This is a genomic window from Frankia sp. QA3 (genome assembly GCF_000262465.1).
Lineage (GTDB): Bacteria > Actinomycetota > Actinomycetes > Frankiales > Frankiaceae > Frankia.
In genome coordinates this window covers 2,442,819-2,458,930 of record NZ_CM001489.1, presented here as the reverse complement: position 1 = coordinate 2,458,930, position 16,112 = coordinate 2,442,819, and the positions used below count along the sequence as shown (strand labels likewise).

Here is a 16,112-nt window from a genome sequence, read left to right as displayed (position 1 = left end):
GACTGACCAGGAAGGGAGACACCGATGACAGTCGCGCAGAGATCCACCCGGGTGTCGACGACGCTCGACGCCGAGCGTCCTGAGACGGGGGTCGGGCTGATCCCCGGACGGGTCGGTGCGGGCCGTCCCCGCCGGCGGTCCGTGGTCGGGCTCGGGCTCGGGCTCGCGGTACTGGCCCTGCTGGCCTGCGTCACCGCCGCTCCCGGGCTGTTCACCGGGGTGGACCCGAACGCCGTCGATCTGCGTCAGACGCTGCGGGCGCCGAGCGGGGACCACTGGTTCGGCACCGACCAGAACGGTCGGGACCTCTACGCGCGGATCGTGTACGGCGCCCGTCCTTCGCTGCTGATCGGGGTCGGGGCGTCCTTGCTGGCGCTGGTCGGCGGCGTCGTGGTGGGAGTTCTCGCCGCCCAGTCGAACAGCGTGGTCGACCAGGTGATCAGCCGACTGCTCGACATCGTCATGTCGGTGCCCGGACTGTTGCTGGTCTTTCTCATCGTCGCCGTCCTCGGCACCGGAAGCACAAACGCCGCGGTGGGCCTGGCGGTGGTCGGCCTACCCGGATTCGCGCGGGTGACCCGGGCGGAGGTCATCCGCGTCCGGTCCTGTGACTACGTCGAGGCCGCGCATGGACTGGGCTGGAGCAAAGTGCAGGTGGTGGTGCGCCACGTCGTCCCGAACACCGTCGGACCGATCGTCGCCCTCGCCACCGTCGGTCTCGGCAGCATGATTGTGGCAAGTTCGTCGTTGAGCTTTGTCGGGCTGGGCCCCCGGCCACCGACCGCCGAATGGGGGGCGATGCTGGCGGGTAGTCGCAACTACCTCGAGGTGGCATGGTGGCCGGCGGTTTTCCCCGGCCTGGCGCTCACCGTCGCCGTGCTCGCCGTCACCGTGGTGGGGGAGCGGATCCAGGGGCTGACCCGATGAGCCGCGGGAATACGCCGCAGGAGCAGGACGAGCCGTTGCTCGCGGTGCGCAATCTCGCCGTCTCCTTTTCCCGTGAGCACCAGGTTGTGGAGGCGGTGCGGGGAGTCTCCTTCGAGATCCGACGAGGCCAGATCGTGGCGATCGTCGGAGAGTCCGGATCCGGCAAGAGCGTGACCGCCCGCAGTCTGGTGGGACTGGCCGGCGACAACGCGGCGGTGCGCGCGCAGGCGTTGTCGTTCGACGGCATCGATCTGCGCGTACTGGGATCGCGGCAGTGGCGCTCGGTGCGCGGCGGCAGGATCGGCTTCGTCCTGCAGGACGCGATGGGCTCACTCGACCCCCTGCGTTCCATCGCCGCCGAGGTCGCCGAGCCGCTGCGAGAGCACCGCACGGTCGAACGCGGCCACGTCGAGGAGGAGGTTGTCCGCCTGCTGGCGGAGGTGGGCATCCCGCAGCCGCGGACCCGGCTGCGCCAGTACTCCCACCAGTTGTCCGGTGGGCTGCGTCAGCGCGCCCTGATCGCGTCCGCCCTCGCCGCCAGGCCGGATCTCCTCATCGCGGACGAGCCCACCACGGCGCTGGACATGACGGTGCAGAAGCAGGTGCTCGCGCTGTTGCGGGAACGGACCGCGGACGGCACGGCGATGCTGCTGATCAGTCACGATCTCGCGGTCGTGGCTGAACTGGCCGACCACGTCTACGTGATGCGGGGCGGGGTCTTCGTCGAACAGGGGACCACCCGGACCGTGCTCGACGCGCCCCGGCACACCTACACCCGCCAGCTCCTCGCGGCGGCCTCGGCGCTGGGCGCACACGGCAGCGGTACGCCGGCGCCCTCGGCGTCGGCGTCGGCGACACCGGTGTCCGTGAGCCTGCCGCCCGACCCGGCGGTGCCCGCCGATCCGGCTCCGGTGGTGCTGGCGGCCCGCGGACTGGTCAAGACCTACCACCTACCCGGCCGGCAGCGACTGACAGCGGTCGACGACGTCTCCTTCGTCGTGCGGGCGGGGGAGACCGTGGGGCTCGTCGGAGAGTCCGGATCGGGCAAGACCACGGTCGGCCGGATGCTGATGGGGCTCGTCGCGCCGGACGCCGGGGAGGTCAGGGTGGACGGCGTCGGGTGGAACACGCTGGACCGCGCCGCCCGACGCGCGACCCGTCGACGTGTCCAGATGATCTATCAGGACCCGCTGGGCTCGTTCGACCCCCGCTACACGGCACACCAGATCCTCGCCGAACCGCTGCGGGTGTCGTCGATGTCGTCCGCCGACCGGGCGAAGCGGGTGAGGGAGCTGTTGGAGCATGTCGGGCTCGGGCGGGAGGTCCTGCCCGAGCGGGCCCGGGCGCTCTCCGGGGGCCAGCGGCAGCGACTGGCGATCGCCCGCGCGCTCGCGCCCGAGCCGGAGGTGATCGTCTGCGACGAACCGGTGTCGGCCCTGGACGTCTCGATCCAGGCACAGGTACTCGAGGTTTTCCGGGACGTCCAGGCCCGCCTGGGCGTTGCGTACGTCTTCATCTCCCACCATCTGGGCGTCGTTCATTACCTCAGCCATCGGGTGGTCGTCCTGCACCGGGGGCGGGTGGTCGAACAGGGAGCGGCGGAGCAGGTGTTCGGCGCCCCGCGGCATCCATACACCCAGGCGCTGCTCGCCGCGGTCCCCCAGCTGGAAACTACATTCTGACGGTGGCCCTCGCCGTTCGATCCGGGTCATGATTTCGGTGCTGTCCCCCGGTGGTCCGGTTGACCGCGACAGCCAGCTCCACCATGGAGCTCAATCCGGTCTTCCGATAGATTCGGGTCAGATGGACGTCGACCGTTCTGATACTTATAGTCAGTCGCTCGGCGATCTCCCGCCGTTTCATTCCCGACGAGATGAGGAAGGCGATCTCGCGCTCGCGCCGGGTGAGCGCGCCGAGTATCTCGGGTTCGGCGGGGTCCCGCGGTTGCGGCCGGCCTGGCCGGCCGTCCTGGCGGCCCAGCCAGTGCAGCAGGGTCAGGGCGCCGCGGCGCCCGGCGATCTCCGCCGCCAGGTTGGCGAGGTCCGCGGCCTGCGTGGCGCGGCCGAGCGATCGCAGCGCCGCGGCTGCGAGTCCGAGGGAGTAGCACTGGTCGATCGGCATGCTGGCCGAGGCGAACAGCGCGGCCGCCTCCAGGTAACACCCGGCGGCGTCGGCGGTCCGGCCGGTCCCACGCAGCACGTGGCCGCGAGAGAGGAGCGCGTAGGCGTGGTGAAAGGGCAGCGATACCGCGCGCGCGTGCCGCTCGTTGCGTGCGGCCCACTCGGCGATGGGCAGTCCGGCGTCGAGTCCGGCCGCGCAGAGCAACTCCCAGCCTCTCCCGCGTTGCAACAGCGGCAGTCCCGTCAGCTGCGGCCCCTTGCCCTCGTTGAGCAGCAACGTCACGCAGTGCTGGGAATCGCCGTCGAGCCAGGCCGAGATGGCCAGGGACAGGACCGCCATCGACGCGCTGCCGTTGATGTCACCGCGGACTGGCACCTGCGACTCCAAGGGGTACCCGGACAGCGCCTGTTTCGCCAGTGCCCGCGCTCGCCCGCTGCCCGGCGGCTGCAGCCACACCTCGCTGAGCGACTGCAGGGCGAGTGCCTGGGGCCAGCGCAGCGTGCAGCTGGATCCGGCCTCGTGGTGGGCCGCCTGCGCCGACTCGCGCGCCTGGCGGAGCAGCCCGAGGCTGCGCTCGGCCTCGCTGAGCATCACCAGCAGGCCCGGCAGGATGAAGGTCCGCTGCGACCGGCTGGCTGTTGCCACCCCGCGTCTGAGCTGGTGGCGGGCATCTGACCACCGGCCGAGATAGAGGTTGGCGAGACCGACCGCGAAGACGTACTCCAGCCGTTGGCTGACCAGCCGCTCCGGGCACCGGGAAAGCGCCTCCCCGGCGGCGGAGGCGTCCGTGTGGGCGGCGTCGAAGTCCCCCGCCTGCATCGAGGCGAGCGCCCGGATGGCAAGCAGCCCGCAGATGTCCGCGTCCGCCCCGTTGTGCCGGGCGACCTCGACCGCGGCGTCGAGGAGCTGGCGGTCGTACGTCCCGACCCTCATCGCCAGCCGCAGGCCGTGGGCGAAGACCATCCGGGGCCAGGCGATCGAGGAACGCGCCGCGGGCAGGTCCAGCTGCTCGCCGAGCAGGCCGAGGGTCTGGACGTCGTGGCTGGCGATGCCCTCCACAACGCAGACGAAGGCGACCTGATCGGCCCAGCCGGCCTCGTGGAGATCCTCCTGGTGCCGGTGGATGTCGAAGAGCAGGTCGCGGCTTTCCGTCATGCGCCCGGAGATTCCGAGCGCGGCGACCAGGGCGAGTCGGGCCTGTCGTCCGATCGCACTGGTGGGGGAGGTCCACTCGGTGACGGTGGTGAGCCACGAGAGGGATTCCGAGACATCGGACTCCATGACGTCCCACGCCGCCGCGACGAGCTGCGCGAGTTCCTCGGGGCGCGCGCGGAAAAGCGAGTGAACGAGGTGGAATCCGAGCTCCCGACTGGTCAGGCCCCGGCTGGCGAGGCTGCCGATGGCGCGCCGATGGGCGTTCTCCGCCCAGATCGGGTCCATCGCCCGGTGCAGGAGCGCGCCGAAGACATCGTGGCGTACGGAGAAGCCTCGTCCGACTCCGTCCGGCCGCAGCAGGTCGCGACGCACGAGCGCCCGTACCGCCGCGGAGACCTGCGCATGGTCCAGCTCGGCAACCGCCGAGAGCAGCTCGACGTCGAAGTGTTCCCGCAGCACCACGGCGGCCTGCAGCACGCGGTGTTCCTGCGCGCCCAGACCCTGGGTCTCGCTGAGGGCGGCGCGTTCGAAGGGCGCGACGATCGTGTCCCGGTGGTGCCGCCGGCTCTGTTCGAGAGCCTGCAGCGCGCGGAGGTTGAAGGGATTGCGGTCGCCGTGGCGGATCTCCTGCGTCAGTGGTCGCGACAGCAGGGCGACGACCTGCTCGTCGGTCAGCGGCGCCAGGTCGATGCGACTGGAGTGGCCGAAGGTGACGCCGAGCGCTATCGCCTCGGCCAGCTCCATGGGGGTCTGGCGGGGCCGCAGCGAGACGACCACGTCCCACCGGGGGCGGATCTTTCCCGCCGCGATCGCCGTCAGCTCCCGTATGGTCGCGACGTTCGCGAGGTGGGCATCCTCCAGGACGAGCAGGTCCCGGCTGGCGGAGCCGGGTCGCAGCCGCGAGACGTTCCCGGCCGGCAGGTCCGGTGCGCCGGGCGCTGGTGGCGGCGTCAGCGCAGGGTGCAGCGGGCTGTGCGGGTCCTGGTCGTGGCCCGGGGTGAACCGGTAGACGGTGGCTGGGCGCTCGCCGCGGTACCGATCGCGCACCAGAGCGGCCAGCAGATGCGTCTTGCCCGACCCCGGTTCGCCGACGACCGCGATCAACCTGCCCGCACGGCCGGGTTCGCGCACCAGGGTCTGCAACAACTGGAGCTCGGCCGTCCGCACGACGGTGGGACCGGACCGGTCGAGGTGCGCGGGTGCACAGGGCGTCATGGCGTGGAGCGACGACTCCATCGGGCATTCCCCTTGTCCCCGGATGCGTCGGGCCGGGCGACGGAGCCGCGTCCGTCGCCCCGCTGACGCGTTGATCGTGTCGCATTCTCTCGGCCTCGTCACGAGGGCCGGTCACCGGGGCGACCATGCCCGGCGCCGGCTCAGCCGTACCGTCGTCGAGGTGGCGGTACGGCGGGGTGCGGCGGCGAGATCCGTGTGCGGATCTGTACATGGCCCGGCCGCCGGAAAGGCGGCCCAGGCCGAAAGTATCGGCGCCCCGACGTCAGAGGTCTGGACAGTCAGCCTTCGGACACAAAGCACTGGCCACGCGGGCGAAGTCAACGTGGACGCGGCGCGAAGGACTGCGGAGCACCTACGCATCGTATGAGGAGCCTCTTCGTATCGTCCACCGTTTCGATTCGTTGCGACTGCTCCCCGGGGCGACCGGTTGGCGGGCGGACCGAGACCACCCATGATCAGGGCCCGGCCGGCTCGTCGAGTACGTACAAGGCCGCACCGAAGATACGCACTTCCGCTGATGTGCCCGCTTCTCCCGTCCCTGACAATGGCCGACGCCAGGTGAAGCGGACCTCGGTCCGTCTCCCCGTCCGTGGAGGACAGACTGTGGAAGCCACGCGATACGAGCTGCTCGGGCCACTCCAGATCATGAACGGGAAACCCCGAAGGATCAGCGCGCCGAAAGTCGAGATCCTGCTCGCCGCGCTTCTTATCAGGGCGAATCGTTCGGTTTCCGCCGAGGAGCTCATCAGCGAGATATGGGGAGACGACCGCCCCAGCCGGGTCCGGGCCGGACTGTATGTCTACGTCTCCCAGTTGCGTAAGATCTGCCCCGGCCCGGACAGCCAGGGCGCGGTCATCGCCACTCACGCACACGGCTACGTCCTGCGAGTGGACGACTCGCTCACCGACGTCTACGACCTGCAGCGGCTATATGCCCGCGGGCGTGCTGACTTGGCCGGCAACCCAGAGCGGGCGTTCGTCAGCTTCACCGCGGCGGCCGCGCTCTTCCGTGGGCCGGTACTTGCCGGGATACGGGACGGCGCGATAGTCAGCACCTTCATGCGATGGGCCGAGGAAATGCGGTTGGGGTGCCTGGAGTCGATCGCCCGCTGCTCGTTGCGGACCGGACGTCACCGGGAGTTGGTGTGCGATCTCACCAACTGGATCGACGAGTATCCGTTCCACGAGGCCTTCCGGGAACTGCTGATGCTGGCCCTGCATCTGTCGGGTCGACGGGCCGAGGCGCTGCGCGAGTTCCAGTGCGCGCGGCGCCTCATGCGGGAGGAACTCGGGCTCGAGCCGAGTGAGACCATGCGCCGGCTGCAGAACGCAATCCTGAACGACCGGCGTGACCTCGCGGTGGCGGTCTAGCGCGCCCGATCCCGCCGATTCCACTGAACAGTCCCTGGTAGCCGACCGGCTGGGCGACATCGACGGCGTCCCGACCTGCCAACCCCAGTCCGGCTGTTCCGGCCGGTGCCGGCGCGCGACGTGCGGTTCCTGGTGACCATCGGTGGCTGCGGGGAGGTCAGGTGAGCAGGTCGGGCTGCTCCTCGATGATGATCTCGTAGAGGGCGTCGAAGGCCCAGCGGTCCGGGTCGTCGCTGCGCCCCTGGCCGGCGGTGAAGCTGGCGGTCTCGTGGTCCAGGATGTGCAGCGGCCCGGCCGCCGCCGCGATGAGCTGGGTCCTGGCCGCTCGCTCGGCAGCGATGTACCGGGAGGCCGCCGCCTCCACACTGGTGCCGACGGTGAGCAGTCCGTGATTGCGCAGGATCGCCAGCTTGTGGGGGCCGAGCGCGGCGGCGATCTTCCGGCCCTCCTCCTCGCTCAACACGACCCCGTTGTACTGGTCGAAGACCACATGCTGCTGGTAGAAGGCGCACGCGTCCTGGGAGATCGGATGCAGCGGCACGCCGAGCGCGGACAGCGCCCGCCCGTACGGGGAGTGGGTGTGCGCGGCGCCGACGACGTCCGGGCGGGCGGCGTGGATCTGCGAGTGGATCGCGAACGCCGCGGTGTTCAGCGGCGGCCGCCCCACCACGACCTCGCCCTTCGCGTTGACCAGCAGCAGACTGGACACCGTGACGCGGCTGAAGTCGAGGCCGAACCGGTTCACCCAGAAATGGTCGGTCAGCTCGGGATCGCGGGCGGTGATGTGGCCGGACAGGCCCTCGGCGAGGCCGAGCTTGGCGAAGATCCGGTACGCCGCGGCGAGCTTCTGCTTGCGGTGCAGCCGCTCCTGCTCGACCGTGCGGACCGGCACCGGGCGGGGCCACTGGCCGCCCTCGGCGGGGGAGACCAGTCCGGCCCAGGGGTACCCGCGTCCGTCATCGGGCGCCGTATCGCGGGGTGCCGTGGCGTCGGACGTTGCGGCGACCGGGCTCGCTGGCGCCGTCGCTGGTGCCGGGGGCGCATCGTGGGGGGAGAGCGTCATTCGGTCGGGTCCTTCCATCTCGAGGGACGATCGATCCATGGCCCCAGCGAGCCGGCGCCCGACGTGCAGGCTGGCGGTGTGTGGGGTTACCGGAGCAGGTGCCGGATCTCATTATGTGGTGTACGTCACTGTATTGTCTCACTTGACCGATCGACAATGCGGGGTCATGTTGGGGATGTGTTGACGATCGCCTTTCTGGCCAGGCGCGAGCACATCGACCTGCTGCGAGTCACCTCCGCGAGCTGTCCGGATCGCCGCGGCTGACGCCGACGCCCAGCGCCGATGCTCAGCGCCGACGCCCAAAGTCCGACCAGTCTCGACCCCCGGTAGCCGGCGGCCGGACCGCCGCCCGCCCGGGTTTCTCCGCCGCCCGCCCGGGGCGCCACGCCGCCCGCCCGGGGCGCCACATCGTTCGCCTGGGGCGCGACGCCGTCCGCCTGCGGCGCTGCGTTGTTTGCTGAGGCGCTACGTCGTCCGGCGCGTCCCGCGGGCGACCCTTGCCTCGGCCAGGGGAACTCACGGCCGGGCGACCAGACAACCGACAGGGAGCACGAGTGGATCTCCAACTTGCGGGCCGACGGGCGATCGTCACCGGTGGCAGCCGCGGCATCGGGCGGGCGATCGCCGGCGCGCTGCTCGCCGAAGGAGCCCAGGTCGTCATCGCCGCCCGTGACGCCGACGTCCTGAAGGCCGCCGCCGCCGAGCTGTCCGCCGCGGGCGGTGCGACGGTGGTCCCGGTGGTCACCGACACCGCCAGCGACGCCTCCGTCCAGGCCCTGGTCGAGAGCACCGTCGCCGAACTCGGCGGCGTCGACATTCTCGTCAACAACGCGGCCCGACCCGGCGGCGCCGGCGGACCCGGGGGGGTCGGCGCCCTGTCCACAGCGGACGCCGCCGCCGACTTCAACGTCAAGGTGCTCGGCTACCTGCGCACCGCCCAGGCGGTCACGCCGCACTTCGTCGCGCAGGGCTGGGGGCGGATCATCAACATCGGCGGGCTGGCGGCCCGCCAGGTCGGCCTCGCCTCCGGTTCCATCCGCAACGTCGGCGTCGCTGCCCTCACCAAGACCCTGGCCGACGAGCTGGGCCCGCACGGCGTCACCGTCAACGTGGTGCACCCGGGGCTGACCCTGACCGGCGACCACGGCGGGAGCTTCGTTCTTTCCGACGAGCAGATCCAGGCCGCCGCGGCGCGCATCTCCATCGGGCGGGCCGTCACCGCCGACGAGGTCGCCGCGGTCGTGACCTTCCTCGCCTCCCCGCTCGCGGTCGCCGTGACCGGCGAGGCGATCGCCGCCGGCGGCGGCACCCTGGGCCCCATCCACTACTGACCTGCATTACCCGACTGATCGGCATCATCCGACTGATCGGCATCACCCGACCGATCTGCGTTACCCGACCGATCTGCGTTACCCGACCGATCTGCGTTACCCGACCGAAGGGACAGACAGTGACCACTGTCGTGGAGGCACCCGTCCAATCGCCGCTGACCGTCCGGCCGCTGCAACCCACCATCGGCGCGGAGATCGACGGCGTCGATCTCGGCCAGCCGCTGCCGCCCGCGGTGCGTGACGAGATCAGGGCGACCCTGCTGAAGTACAAGGTTGTGTTCTTCCGCAATCAGGACCTGACCCAGGAAGGGCACGAGGCCTTCGCCCGGCAGTTCGGTCCCCTCTACACGCACCCGGGTGCCGCGAAGGCCGATCCCCGCGCCGCCGCCATCCACCGCATCTCCTCCGACGACTTCGAGAAGTACGCGAAGGTCCACACCCCGCAGGCCGGTGACGACGTCTGGGACCCATACCACACCGACACGAGCTGGCGGCTCGTTCCGACCTGGGGTGCGGTGCTACGGGCGGTGCACCTGCCCGAGGTCGGTGGGGACACCATCTGGGTCGACGCCGCGCTGGCGTACCAGGGTCTGTCCGACGAGGTGAAGGAGCGGCTCGAAGGCCGCCACGTCACCCACGACTTTCGTGCCGCGCTGGCCGCCTCCGGGCACGACTATCCGGTGGTCGCACATCCGGTCGTCCGGATCCACCGGGAGACCGGCGAGAAGATCGCGTGGGTGAACTTCACCCAGCGCCCGACGATCATCGGGCTCGACCGCGCCGAAAGCAGGGAGCTGCTGACCGCGGTCATCGACCAGTACCGCAAGCCGGAGAACCAGGTGCGCTTTTCGTGGCGTCCGGGCTCGGTCGCGTTCTGGGACAACCGGGCCACCGTGCACTACGCGGTTCGCAACTACGGAACGACGCCGCGCCTGCTGGAGCGCATCCTCATCGCCGACGAGCCGCTCTACGGCGACCTGTAAGCCGCTGTCCGCCGGCAGGTGTACCCGCGTCCGGTGAGCTACCGATCTTCAATGCGTGGTGTCGGTTGATGGTTCATGATGATGGTTCCCGGGTCGGTCCCGGTGGCGGCGGGTGTTGATCTGTCTGGACGTGGGCGGTCGCGGTGACCCGGGTGACCGCTGGGACCTTGGCGTGGGGCAGGGTGCCGGCGGCGCACGCCGCCCGGATCGCGGGGGGCTGTTCCACGGCGTGGGCGGTGGCCAGATATTGCCGGGCGGCACGTAGCCCGATCGATCATGGTGTTCCGCGTCCGGGTCGATCCCCGGCCCGCGTCGACCCCCGCCCAGACCCGACCCCCGCCCAGACCCGACCCCCGCCCAGACCCGACCCCCGCCCAGACCCGACCCACACCGTCACCGCAACACGGGCCCTGTCGGTGCTCGCAGGCGGTGGCGGGACGGTGCGCCGTGGGTTCACGGTCTGATCGGCTCGAGGCTGACGGCCAGATCGCGTAGATCCTGGTGGCCGCGGCCCTGGATCCAGATCTGGGTGCCGGCCCGTTGGAACCGTAGGTGGCCCTGCTCGGGGTCGTTGTCGGGCGACCACCAGCGGGCGGGGGTGCCGTCCGGCAACTCGATCGCGTCCCACTCGGCGGGGTCCGCGATCCTCGCTCCCCGTGACTGGATGAACGACAGGAGACGGTGGGATGGGTGTCCTGCGGCGGGGTGCGCCATCACGGCGACCCCGTCCTCGTCAGGTTCGACGAAGCCGGAGTAGGCCTCGCCGCGGGGGCTGAGCACGGTGAAGTCCGTCTCGCCAGCCAGCGCGGCCAGTGGCCGGGCCTCGGGGAAGGCTGGTTCGGTCTTGTCGACCGTGCCGACCGTGTCCGGGTCGAAGCGGGCCGGGTCAAGCGGGCCGGGTCGAGCGGGCCACCGAGCTGCGGGTTGCGCGGGGTGGCCCGTTCGATCTCTCGCTCGTCGGACCAGGCGGCCAGTTCCAGCAGCAGACCGGTGGTGCCCTCGACGACGAAGTCGTAGGTGTCTGCTTCGGGAAGGCGGTGGAGGTGACGGAACAGGTGGAGCTTGCCGTCGCGCGGCACCCCGCGCAGCCGGGTTGCCCGCCGCCCGTCCCATTCCCGCCCGTCCCATTCCCGCCCGTCCCATTCCCGCCCGTCCCATTCCCGAGCGTCCCATTCCCGAGCGTCCCATTCCCGAGCGTCACGGATGGACAGGTGCAGGGAGGACAGGACCTGCCAGGGCCGCACGAGGATGAGCTCGGGTACCCAGAGGGCAAGGAGCCGGTTACCGAGTTCGGCGGGCTGTAGATCCGTCCGGACACGCCCTGCGCTGCCATGGCACCGAAGGCAGCCGCCAACGTGACCGCGAGGATCTTGACCAGCCGGTTGCGACGCTTGGACGCGCTCGGGCTCACGACGACCATCCCGTCCACGATCTCGATGCCCGCGCACTGCTCCTGATCCCTGCGAACCAGCGGAGCGCGGTCGTCGCGTTGTCTCGGCGCCTGAACACCCGGCCGGACAGCCGGGACCTGCGCCACGCACCGCCGCGATCGAATCCGCCATGCCACCCGAGGTTCGGCCCGGACAGCCGGCGGGTGGGGGAGGACGAGCCGACCGCCGCCCGCCCGGACCTCAGCCGTGGTTGGTCAGGCCGCCGTCGACGAGCAGGTCGGCGCCGGTGATGAAGGAGGCGTCGTCGGAGGCGAGGAAGACCGCGGCCCGCGCGACCTCGTCCGGATCACCGAGCCGGGGGACGAGCGAGAGGCTCAGCAGCGCCTCCCGGGCGCCAGGCAGGGCGAGCTGCTCGGCCGAACCTGGGGTGTCCATCGCGCCCGGGCTGATGCTGACGGCGCGGATACCGTACGGCGCACCCTCGGCCGCGATGACGTGCGTCATCGCCAGGACGGCGGCCTTGGTCGCCGAATGCGCGATCCCGCCCGGACCACCGCCGTGCCCGGCCACCGACGCCGTGTTGATCACTACCGGTCTCGCGCCCGCGCCGGCGCTCGCGGTCAGGTGCCGCCAGGCCGCCTTGGTCACGAGAAAGACGATGCTCAGCTCGTTGCGGATCGAGAAGTCCCACTGCTCGACCGTCATCGAGTCGATGGTGGCGAACACGCACGCCGAAGCGTTGTTCCACAGCACATCGATGCGACCGTGGGCCCGCACGGCCTGGTCGACCCAGCTCTCGCACGCGGCGTAGTCGCCGAGGTCGACCGGCGCCATGCCGAGCATCCGACCGCCGGCCGCGGCGACCATGGCCTCGGTCTCGGCATTGCCCTCGGCGTTCAGGTCGCATCCGACGACGGTGGCGCCCGCGCCGGCGAACCGTAGCGCCCCGGCCCGGCCCATGCCGCTCCCGGTACCCGTGATCAGTACGACCTTGCCGTCCAGCGAACCCGCCATCCTCAGACCCCCGCCCCGGCAACGGCGGCAACCCCGGCAACGGCGGCCCCGGCAACGACGGTGCGGGCCTGGGCGATCGTCTCGATCCGACACAGTTCGGCCTGCACGTCGCCCGCGCGGTGGGAGGTCACGCGCGCGGTGGCGAAGTACGTCCCCGGACGGTCGTAGGCATGCGTGGTCGAGACGCTCAGCTCGGCGGCACTGCCGTCGATCTCCTCATGGCGGAACGGATAGGTTCCGGTGCCGTCGAAGTCCCACTCGATCGAGATGATCCTTCCGGCGCCCGGCGGGACGGCGGCGGTGACGGTCAGGGTCACCGGTTCCCCCACACCGACGTCGGCCCGGGACCCGCCGTTCGCCGTGGCCGACGCGACCGGCTGGATGCCGCCCCGCTCGGCCGCGCTCGACGGCAGGTGCACCCGGCCGTCGGCGAAGGTGTAGTTGGTCCCGCTCGGCTCGACGCCGTTCTCCACCCAGTCGATCAGGTCGATCATCGACTGCTCGGTGATGCCACGAAAGTCGATGAGCCGGGTCGCGGCCACGCGGTTCGGTTCCGGCGGGACCATGCCGTACGGGCCGTGCTCGGCATACTCGGTCCAGCGGATCCGGAAGTTCTGCCTCGCGCCCGATTCGCCCTGGGCCTGGCGCACGGCCCGGTGGTACAGCGTGCCCCACGCGGGCCAGACCGACGAGTCGTGCGTGTGGTGGATCCAGAGCACCTTGCCCTCGTACTGGCCCGAGTAGCAGACACCCATCAGCGAGGACATCCGCGGCACGGGGTGCTGCGGATAGATCGGCCGGTCGTCGACCAGCAGGTGCGCGAACGCGGGGTCGTCGGTGACGTGATGGCGGGCGAAGTAGCAGTAGGCGAGGAACCTGCGGTTGTCGACGAGCACCTCATCGCCCGGCCCGACACCTTTGAACCGCAGGACGTTCGCGTCGCCCTGCCCGTCACAGGCGAAGACGTCGCCGGCCGCGCCGGTGGCGTACAGCGACCGCCCGGCGGCCTTCCCGGTCAGGATCTTCACGCCGGTCCCGACGCGATAGCCGCCGTCGAGCCCCTCGATCTCGACGGCGTAGGGGAAGTCGTACGCCTCGCCGCCCGCGCCGACGATCGCCGCCAGGATCCGCATGGTCTGGAACTCGGGTCCGGCGAAGTCGGACGACTCGTTCAGGTCGCGGGCCGACAGCGTGCGCACGACCCGTCCCGTCTGGTGGATCAGGTCGCCCTCGACCAGTTCGGGTGCGTCGTGCCCGACGTAGCCCGGCTTCGTCCAGAAGTTCGCGAAGTAGTCCGGGTCGTCGCGGTACAGCTCGTCGGCCAGGGAGGTCCACAGCCACATCTGGCCCATCGGCTCACTGATCATGAACTCGTTGCCGCGGGCGAACCCCTGCCGGTACAGCGACGCCAGTTCCTCGCGCTCGTGCGTGCCGAGCCCCTCGAACGGGTCGCCGCTGCCGCCCGGCGCCATCCGGTCCGCCAAAGCGATGATCTTGTCGCGACCGAGCAGCCGTTGGACGTTGAACATCTGGCCGAACGACATGATGCTGCCGGCCTTGACCCGCTCGGTGTTGCCGGGCTCGGCGATCTCGCCGCCGCTGGTCGACGGCATGCACCCGTCCCACACGCCGGGCGCGTTCTCCAGGCAGAGCGGGGAGCGCCGCCCGCCGCCGCTGCCTCCCCACACGTAGCTGTGATGAGGGGCGCCGCCGTAGACCTGGGTGGCGACGTACTTGGATAATCGCGCGGACTCGGCACTGGCCCGGTGACCGTAGAGCGTCGGGTCCTGTCCGGCCTTCGGGTCATAGTCGTCACCCTGGTGGCCCTGATTCGACTCGACCATGTAACCACCCAGCCGAGCACTCATGGCGATGCGTTGGAACATCTCGCCGAGAATTCCTCCACCGAAGGTGACCGCATGGCCGCCGTTGCCGCCCTCCAACGGCTGGAACATGCGGCCCGTGTAGTACTGGGCGGGGGGGAAGTAAAAGGCGAACTCCGTATCGGTACCCCCGAATCCTCCTTGCACAAAACGATGGGGCGACGGACGCTCACGCTCCTCGTCCACCGCGATGAACGGCGCCCCGAAGAAGGAGTCGGTGACCTCGTACCCGGACAGATCGATCGCGCTCATGAGACAGCTCCGCCTTCGTCGCCCTCGGGCCTCGCCAGCTGTGGGAGCTGCAGCGTCGCAGAGCGGCCGCGGCTATGTCAACGCTGTTCACTCACCCGTGTGGCGCACTCCCTACCGCGATGACGAAGTCAAGCCCACACAGGTGCCATTGCCCGTAGCGCGGGCCAACGGTGAAGGACCTGCTGCGGACGCACAGCCGGATATGTCTCCTGATCCCGGACCGGTGGCGAACCCGCGGTGACCGGGCTGGCAGCCCCGGAGCGCGACACGACCCGGTGCCGCGTGCCAACTAAGGGGATCGTGTCCGATGGTGTCGAGGACGCCCCGGTGCGCTGGCCGTGCCGGCTACCTGGAAAGGGCCGGCGACGGCCAGGCCGAGGCCAACGCGCTTGTCCGGGCCTCATCCGCGGGTGATCGACGTACGGGAAGAGATCACGTTAGCGGTCGAGAGTCGGTCCGTGCAGCCCGGAGCGGTCGTTGAGCTTGGGCGGGACCGCCAGTCCTGCCCCGGGGCCACTCGGGACGCGGGCTAGCCGTCACGTCGTGGGGGCCGCCACCAACGACAACACCGGACTCGCCTGGGACGAAGACCAGCGAGATTACAGCGGGAGGTTATTGCGGTTTCGCGACCAAGCCGCTGCTGGCCCTGGACATGGTCCGCCGGTTCTGGGTGACGCACCGGGAGCTCGGCCGGGTCGCCGGCGACGAGGCGTACGGCGTGGACCCCGAGCTCCGTGACTGGCTGGAAGAACACCGGATCGGCTATGTTCTCGCCGTCAAGAAGGACACCCCTGTGCCCACGGCCGTCGCCGCGTCGACGTCCTCGCCGGGAAGGTCCCCGCCCGGGCCTGGCAGACATGTTCCTGCGCGGATGGTTCGCAAGGACCCCGGCTGTACGACTGGGCGCTGGTCGACACGATCGACCGCGCCGGCCTGGACAACCGGCCCCAGCAGATCCTGATCCGCCAGGCCGCCGTCCCACCGGCCGTGATCACCTGGTGGTCGGACTGGCGTCGCGGCCACCAGGCACGCGCCCGCTATCACCACTTCCAGACCAGGATCCGGGCCGCCCAGCGGATCGTCAGGCCGGCCGCGGCCACATAAAGACCACTGTGACTGCAGTACTAGGTTCGATAGAGGGAGGGGCTACTGCTGCTTCCGGCCGGCGAGCGGAAAGACAGGAGGTCGACGGCCGCTTACCAGCCCCGGCGTGAACCGAGTCTCGGCGGCGGCGAGCTGATGGTCAGCGTCGTCGGGTACATGAATCGGGACTACTCCAGCCGGCGGTGGCGTCCAACCTGTCCGAGCGAGTGCCGACAGACGGCCGACGATCCGCGTCTGCCCGTCCGGCAGAACAATCATTGCGGCGTAGGCGTCGTCGGAGA

General features: G+C 70.5%; 11 protein-coding genes. 6 read left to right on the top strand and 5 right to left on the bottom strand.

Annotated elements, in window-relative coordinates:
* Positions 1 to 24 precede the first annotated feature (24 nt).
* Positions 25 to 927: an ABC transporter permease gene (locus FRAQA3DRAFT_RS10080; RefSeq protein ID WP_009738953.1), complete on the top strand. Its 903-nt coding sequence runs from the start codon at positions 25 to 27 to the stop codon at positions 925 to 927.
* A complete protein-coding gene (locus tag FRAQA3DRAFT_RS10075) occupies positions 924 to 2,609 on the top strand; it encodes an ABC transporter ATP-binding protein (protein ID WP_009738952.1) in 1,686 nt (561 codons plus the stop codon). Before FRAQA3DRAFT_RS10080 ends, FRAQA3DRAFT_RS10075 begins: the two co-directional genes overlap by 4 nt.
* Here the strand turns inward: FRAQA3DRAFT_RS10075 and FRAQA3DRAFT_RS10070 are convergent.
* The gene (locus tag FRAQA3DRAFT_RS10070) at positions 2,599 to 5,439 is read right to left on the bottom strand and encodes a LuxR family transcriptional regulator (protein WP_009738951.1); all 2,841 of its coding nucleotides are present in this window, start codon (positions 5,437 to 5,439) and stop codon (positions 2,599 to 2,601) included. The genes FRAQA3DRAFT_RS10075 and FRAQA3DRAFT_RS10070 overlap by 11 nt on opposite strands.
* Before the next feature lie 603 nt (positions 5,440 to 6,042).
* Between FRAQA3DRAFT_RS10070 and FRAQA3DRAFT_RS10065 the strand changes: the two genes are divergently transcribed.
* Positions 6,043 to 6,810 (top strand): AfsR/SARP family transcriptional regulator, encoded by a 768-nt coding sequence (locus FRAQA3DRAFT_RS10065; protein ID WP_009738950.1) that lies wholly within the window; start codon positions 6,043 to 6,045, stop codon positions 6,808 to 6,810.
* A 157-nt stretch (positions 6,811 to 6,967) separates the two neighbouring features.
* Here FRAQA3DRAFT_RS10065 and FRAQA3DRAFT_RS10060 read toward each other — a convergent pair whose 3' ends face one another.
* Positions 6,968 to 7,873: a class II aldolase/adducin family protein gene (locus tag FRAQA3DRAFT_RS10060; protein WP_009738949.1), complete on the bottom strand. Its 906-nt coding sequence runs from the start codon at positions 7,871 to 7,873 to the stop codon at positions 6,968 to 6,970.
* Positions 7,874 to 8,427: 554 nt separating this feature from the next.
* On the opposite strand from FRAQA3DRAFT_RS10060, the gene FRAQA3DRAFT_RS10055 reads away from it, so the two are divergent.
* Entirely contained in the window at positions 8,428 to 9,204 is a 777-nt protein-coding gene (locus FRAQA3DRAFT_RS10055; RefSeq protein ID WP_009738948.1) for an SDR family NAD(P)-dependent oxidoreductase, read from the top strand.
* Between the two features lie 119 nt (positions 9,205 to 9,323).
* Entirely contained in the window at positions 9,324 to 10,187 is an 864-nt protein-coding gene (locus tag FRAQA3DRAFT_RS10050) for a TauD/TfdA family dioxygenase (RefSeq protein ID WP_009738947.1), read from the top strand.
* A 453-nt stretch (positions 10,188 to 10,640) separates the two neighbouring features.
* Here the strand turns inward: FRAQA3DRAFT_RS10050 and FRAQA3DRAFT_RS10045 are convergent, their stop codons facing one another.
* The 3 genes from FRAQA3DRAFT_RS10045 to FRAQA3DRAFT_RS10035 all read right to left on the bottom strand — a co-directional run bounded on the left by FRAQA3DRAFT_RS10045 (position 10,641) and on the right by FRAQA3DRAFT_RS10035 (position 14,727).
* Positions 10,641 to 10,967 (bottom strand): hypothetical protein, encoded by a 327-nt coding sequence (locus FRAQA3DRAFT_RS10045; protein WP_035920790.1) that lies wholly within the window; start codon positions 10,965 to 10,967, stop codon positions 10,641 to 10,643.
* An 851-nt stretch (positions 10,968 to 11,818) separates the two neighbouring features.
* On the bottom strand, positions 11,819 to 12,592 hold the full coding sequence (locus FRAQA3DRAFT_RS10040) for an SDR family NAD(P)-dependent oxidoreductase (RefSeq protein WP_009738946.1): 774 nt from the start codon (positions 12,590 to 12,592) through the stop codon (positions 11,819 to 11,821).
* A gap of 2 nt (positions 12,593 to 12,594) precedes the next feature.
* Complete coding sequence (locus FRAQA3DRAFT_RS10035; RefSeq protein WP_009738945.1) at positions 12,595 to 14,727, bottom strand: PKD domain-containing protein; 2,133 nt, start codon at positions 14,725 to 14,727, stop codon at positions 12,595 to 12,597.
* Positions 14,728 to 15,379: 652 nt separating this feature from the next.
* Here FRAQA3DRAFT_RS10035 and FRAQA3DRAFT_RS38620 point away from each other — a divergent pair.
* A complete protein-coding gene (locus FRAQA3DRAFT_RS38620) occupies positions 15,380 to 15,688 on the top strand; it encodes a hypothetical protein (protein ID WP_083873555.1) in 309 nt (102 codons plus the stop codon).
* The last annotated feature ends 424 nt before the right edge of the window (positions 15,689 to 16,112 follow it).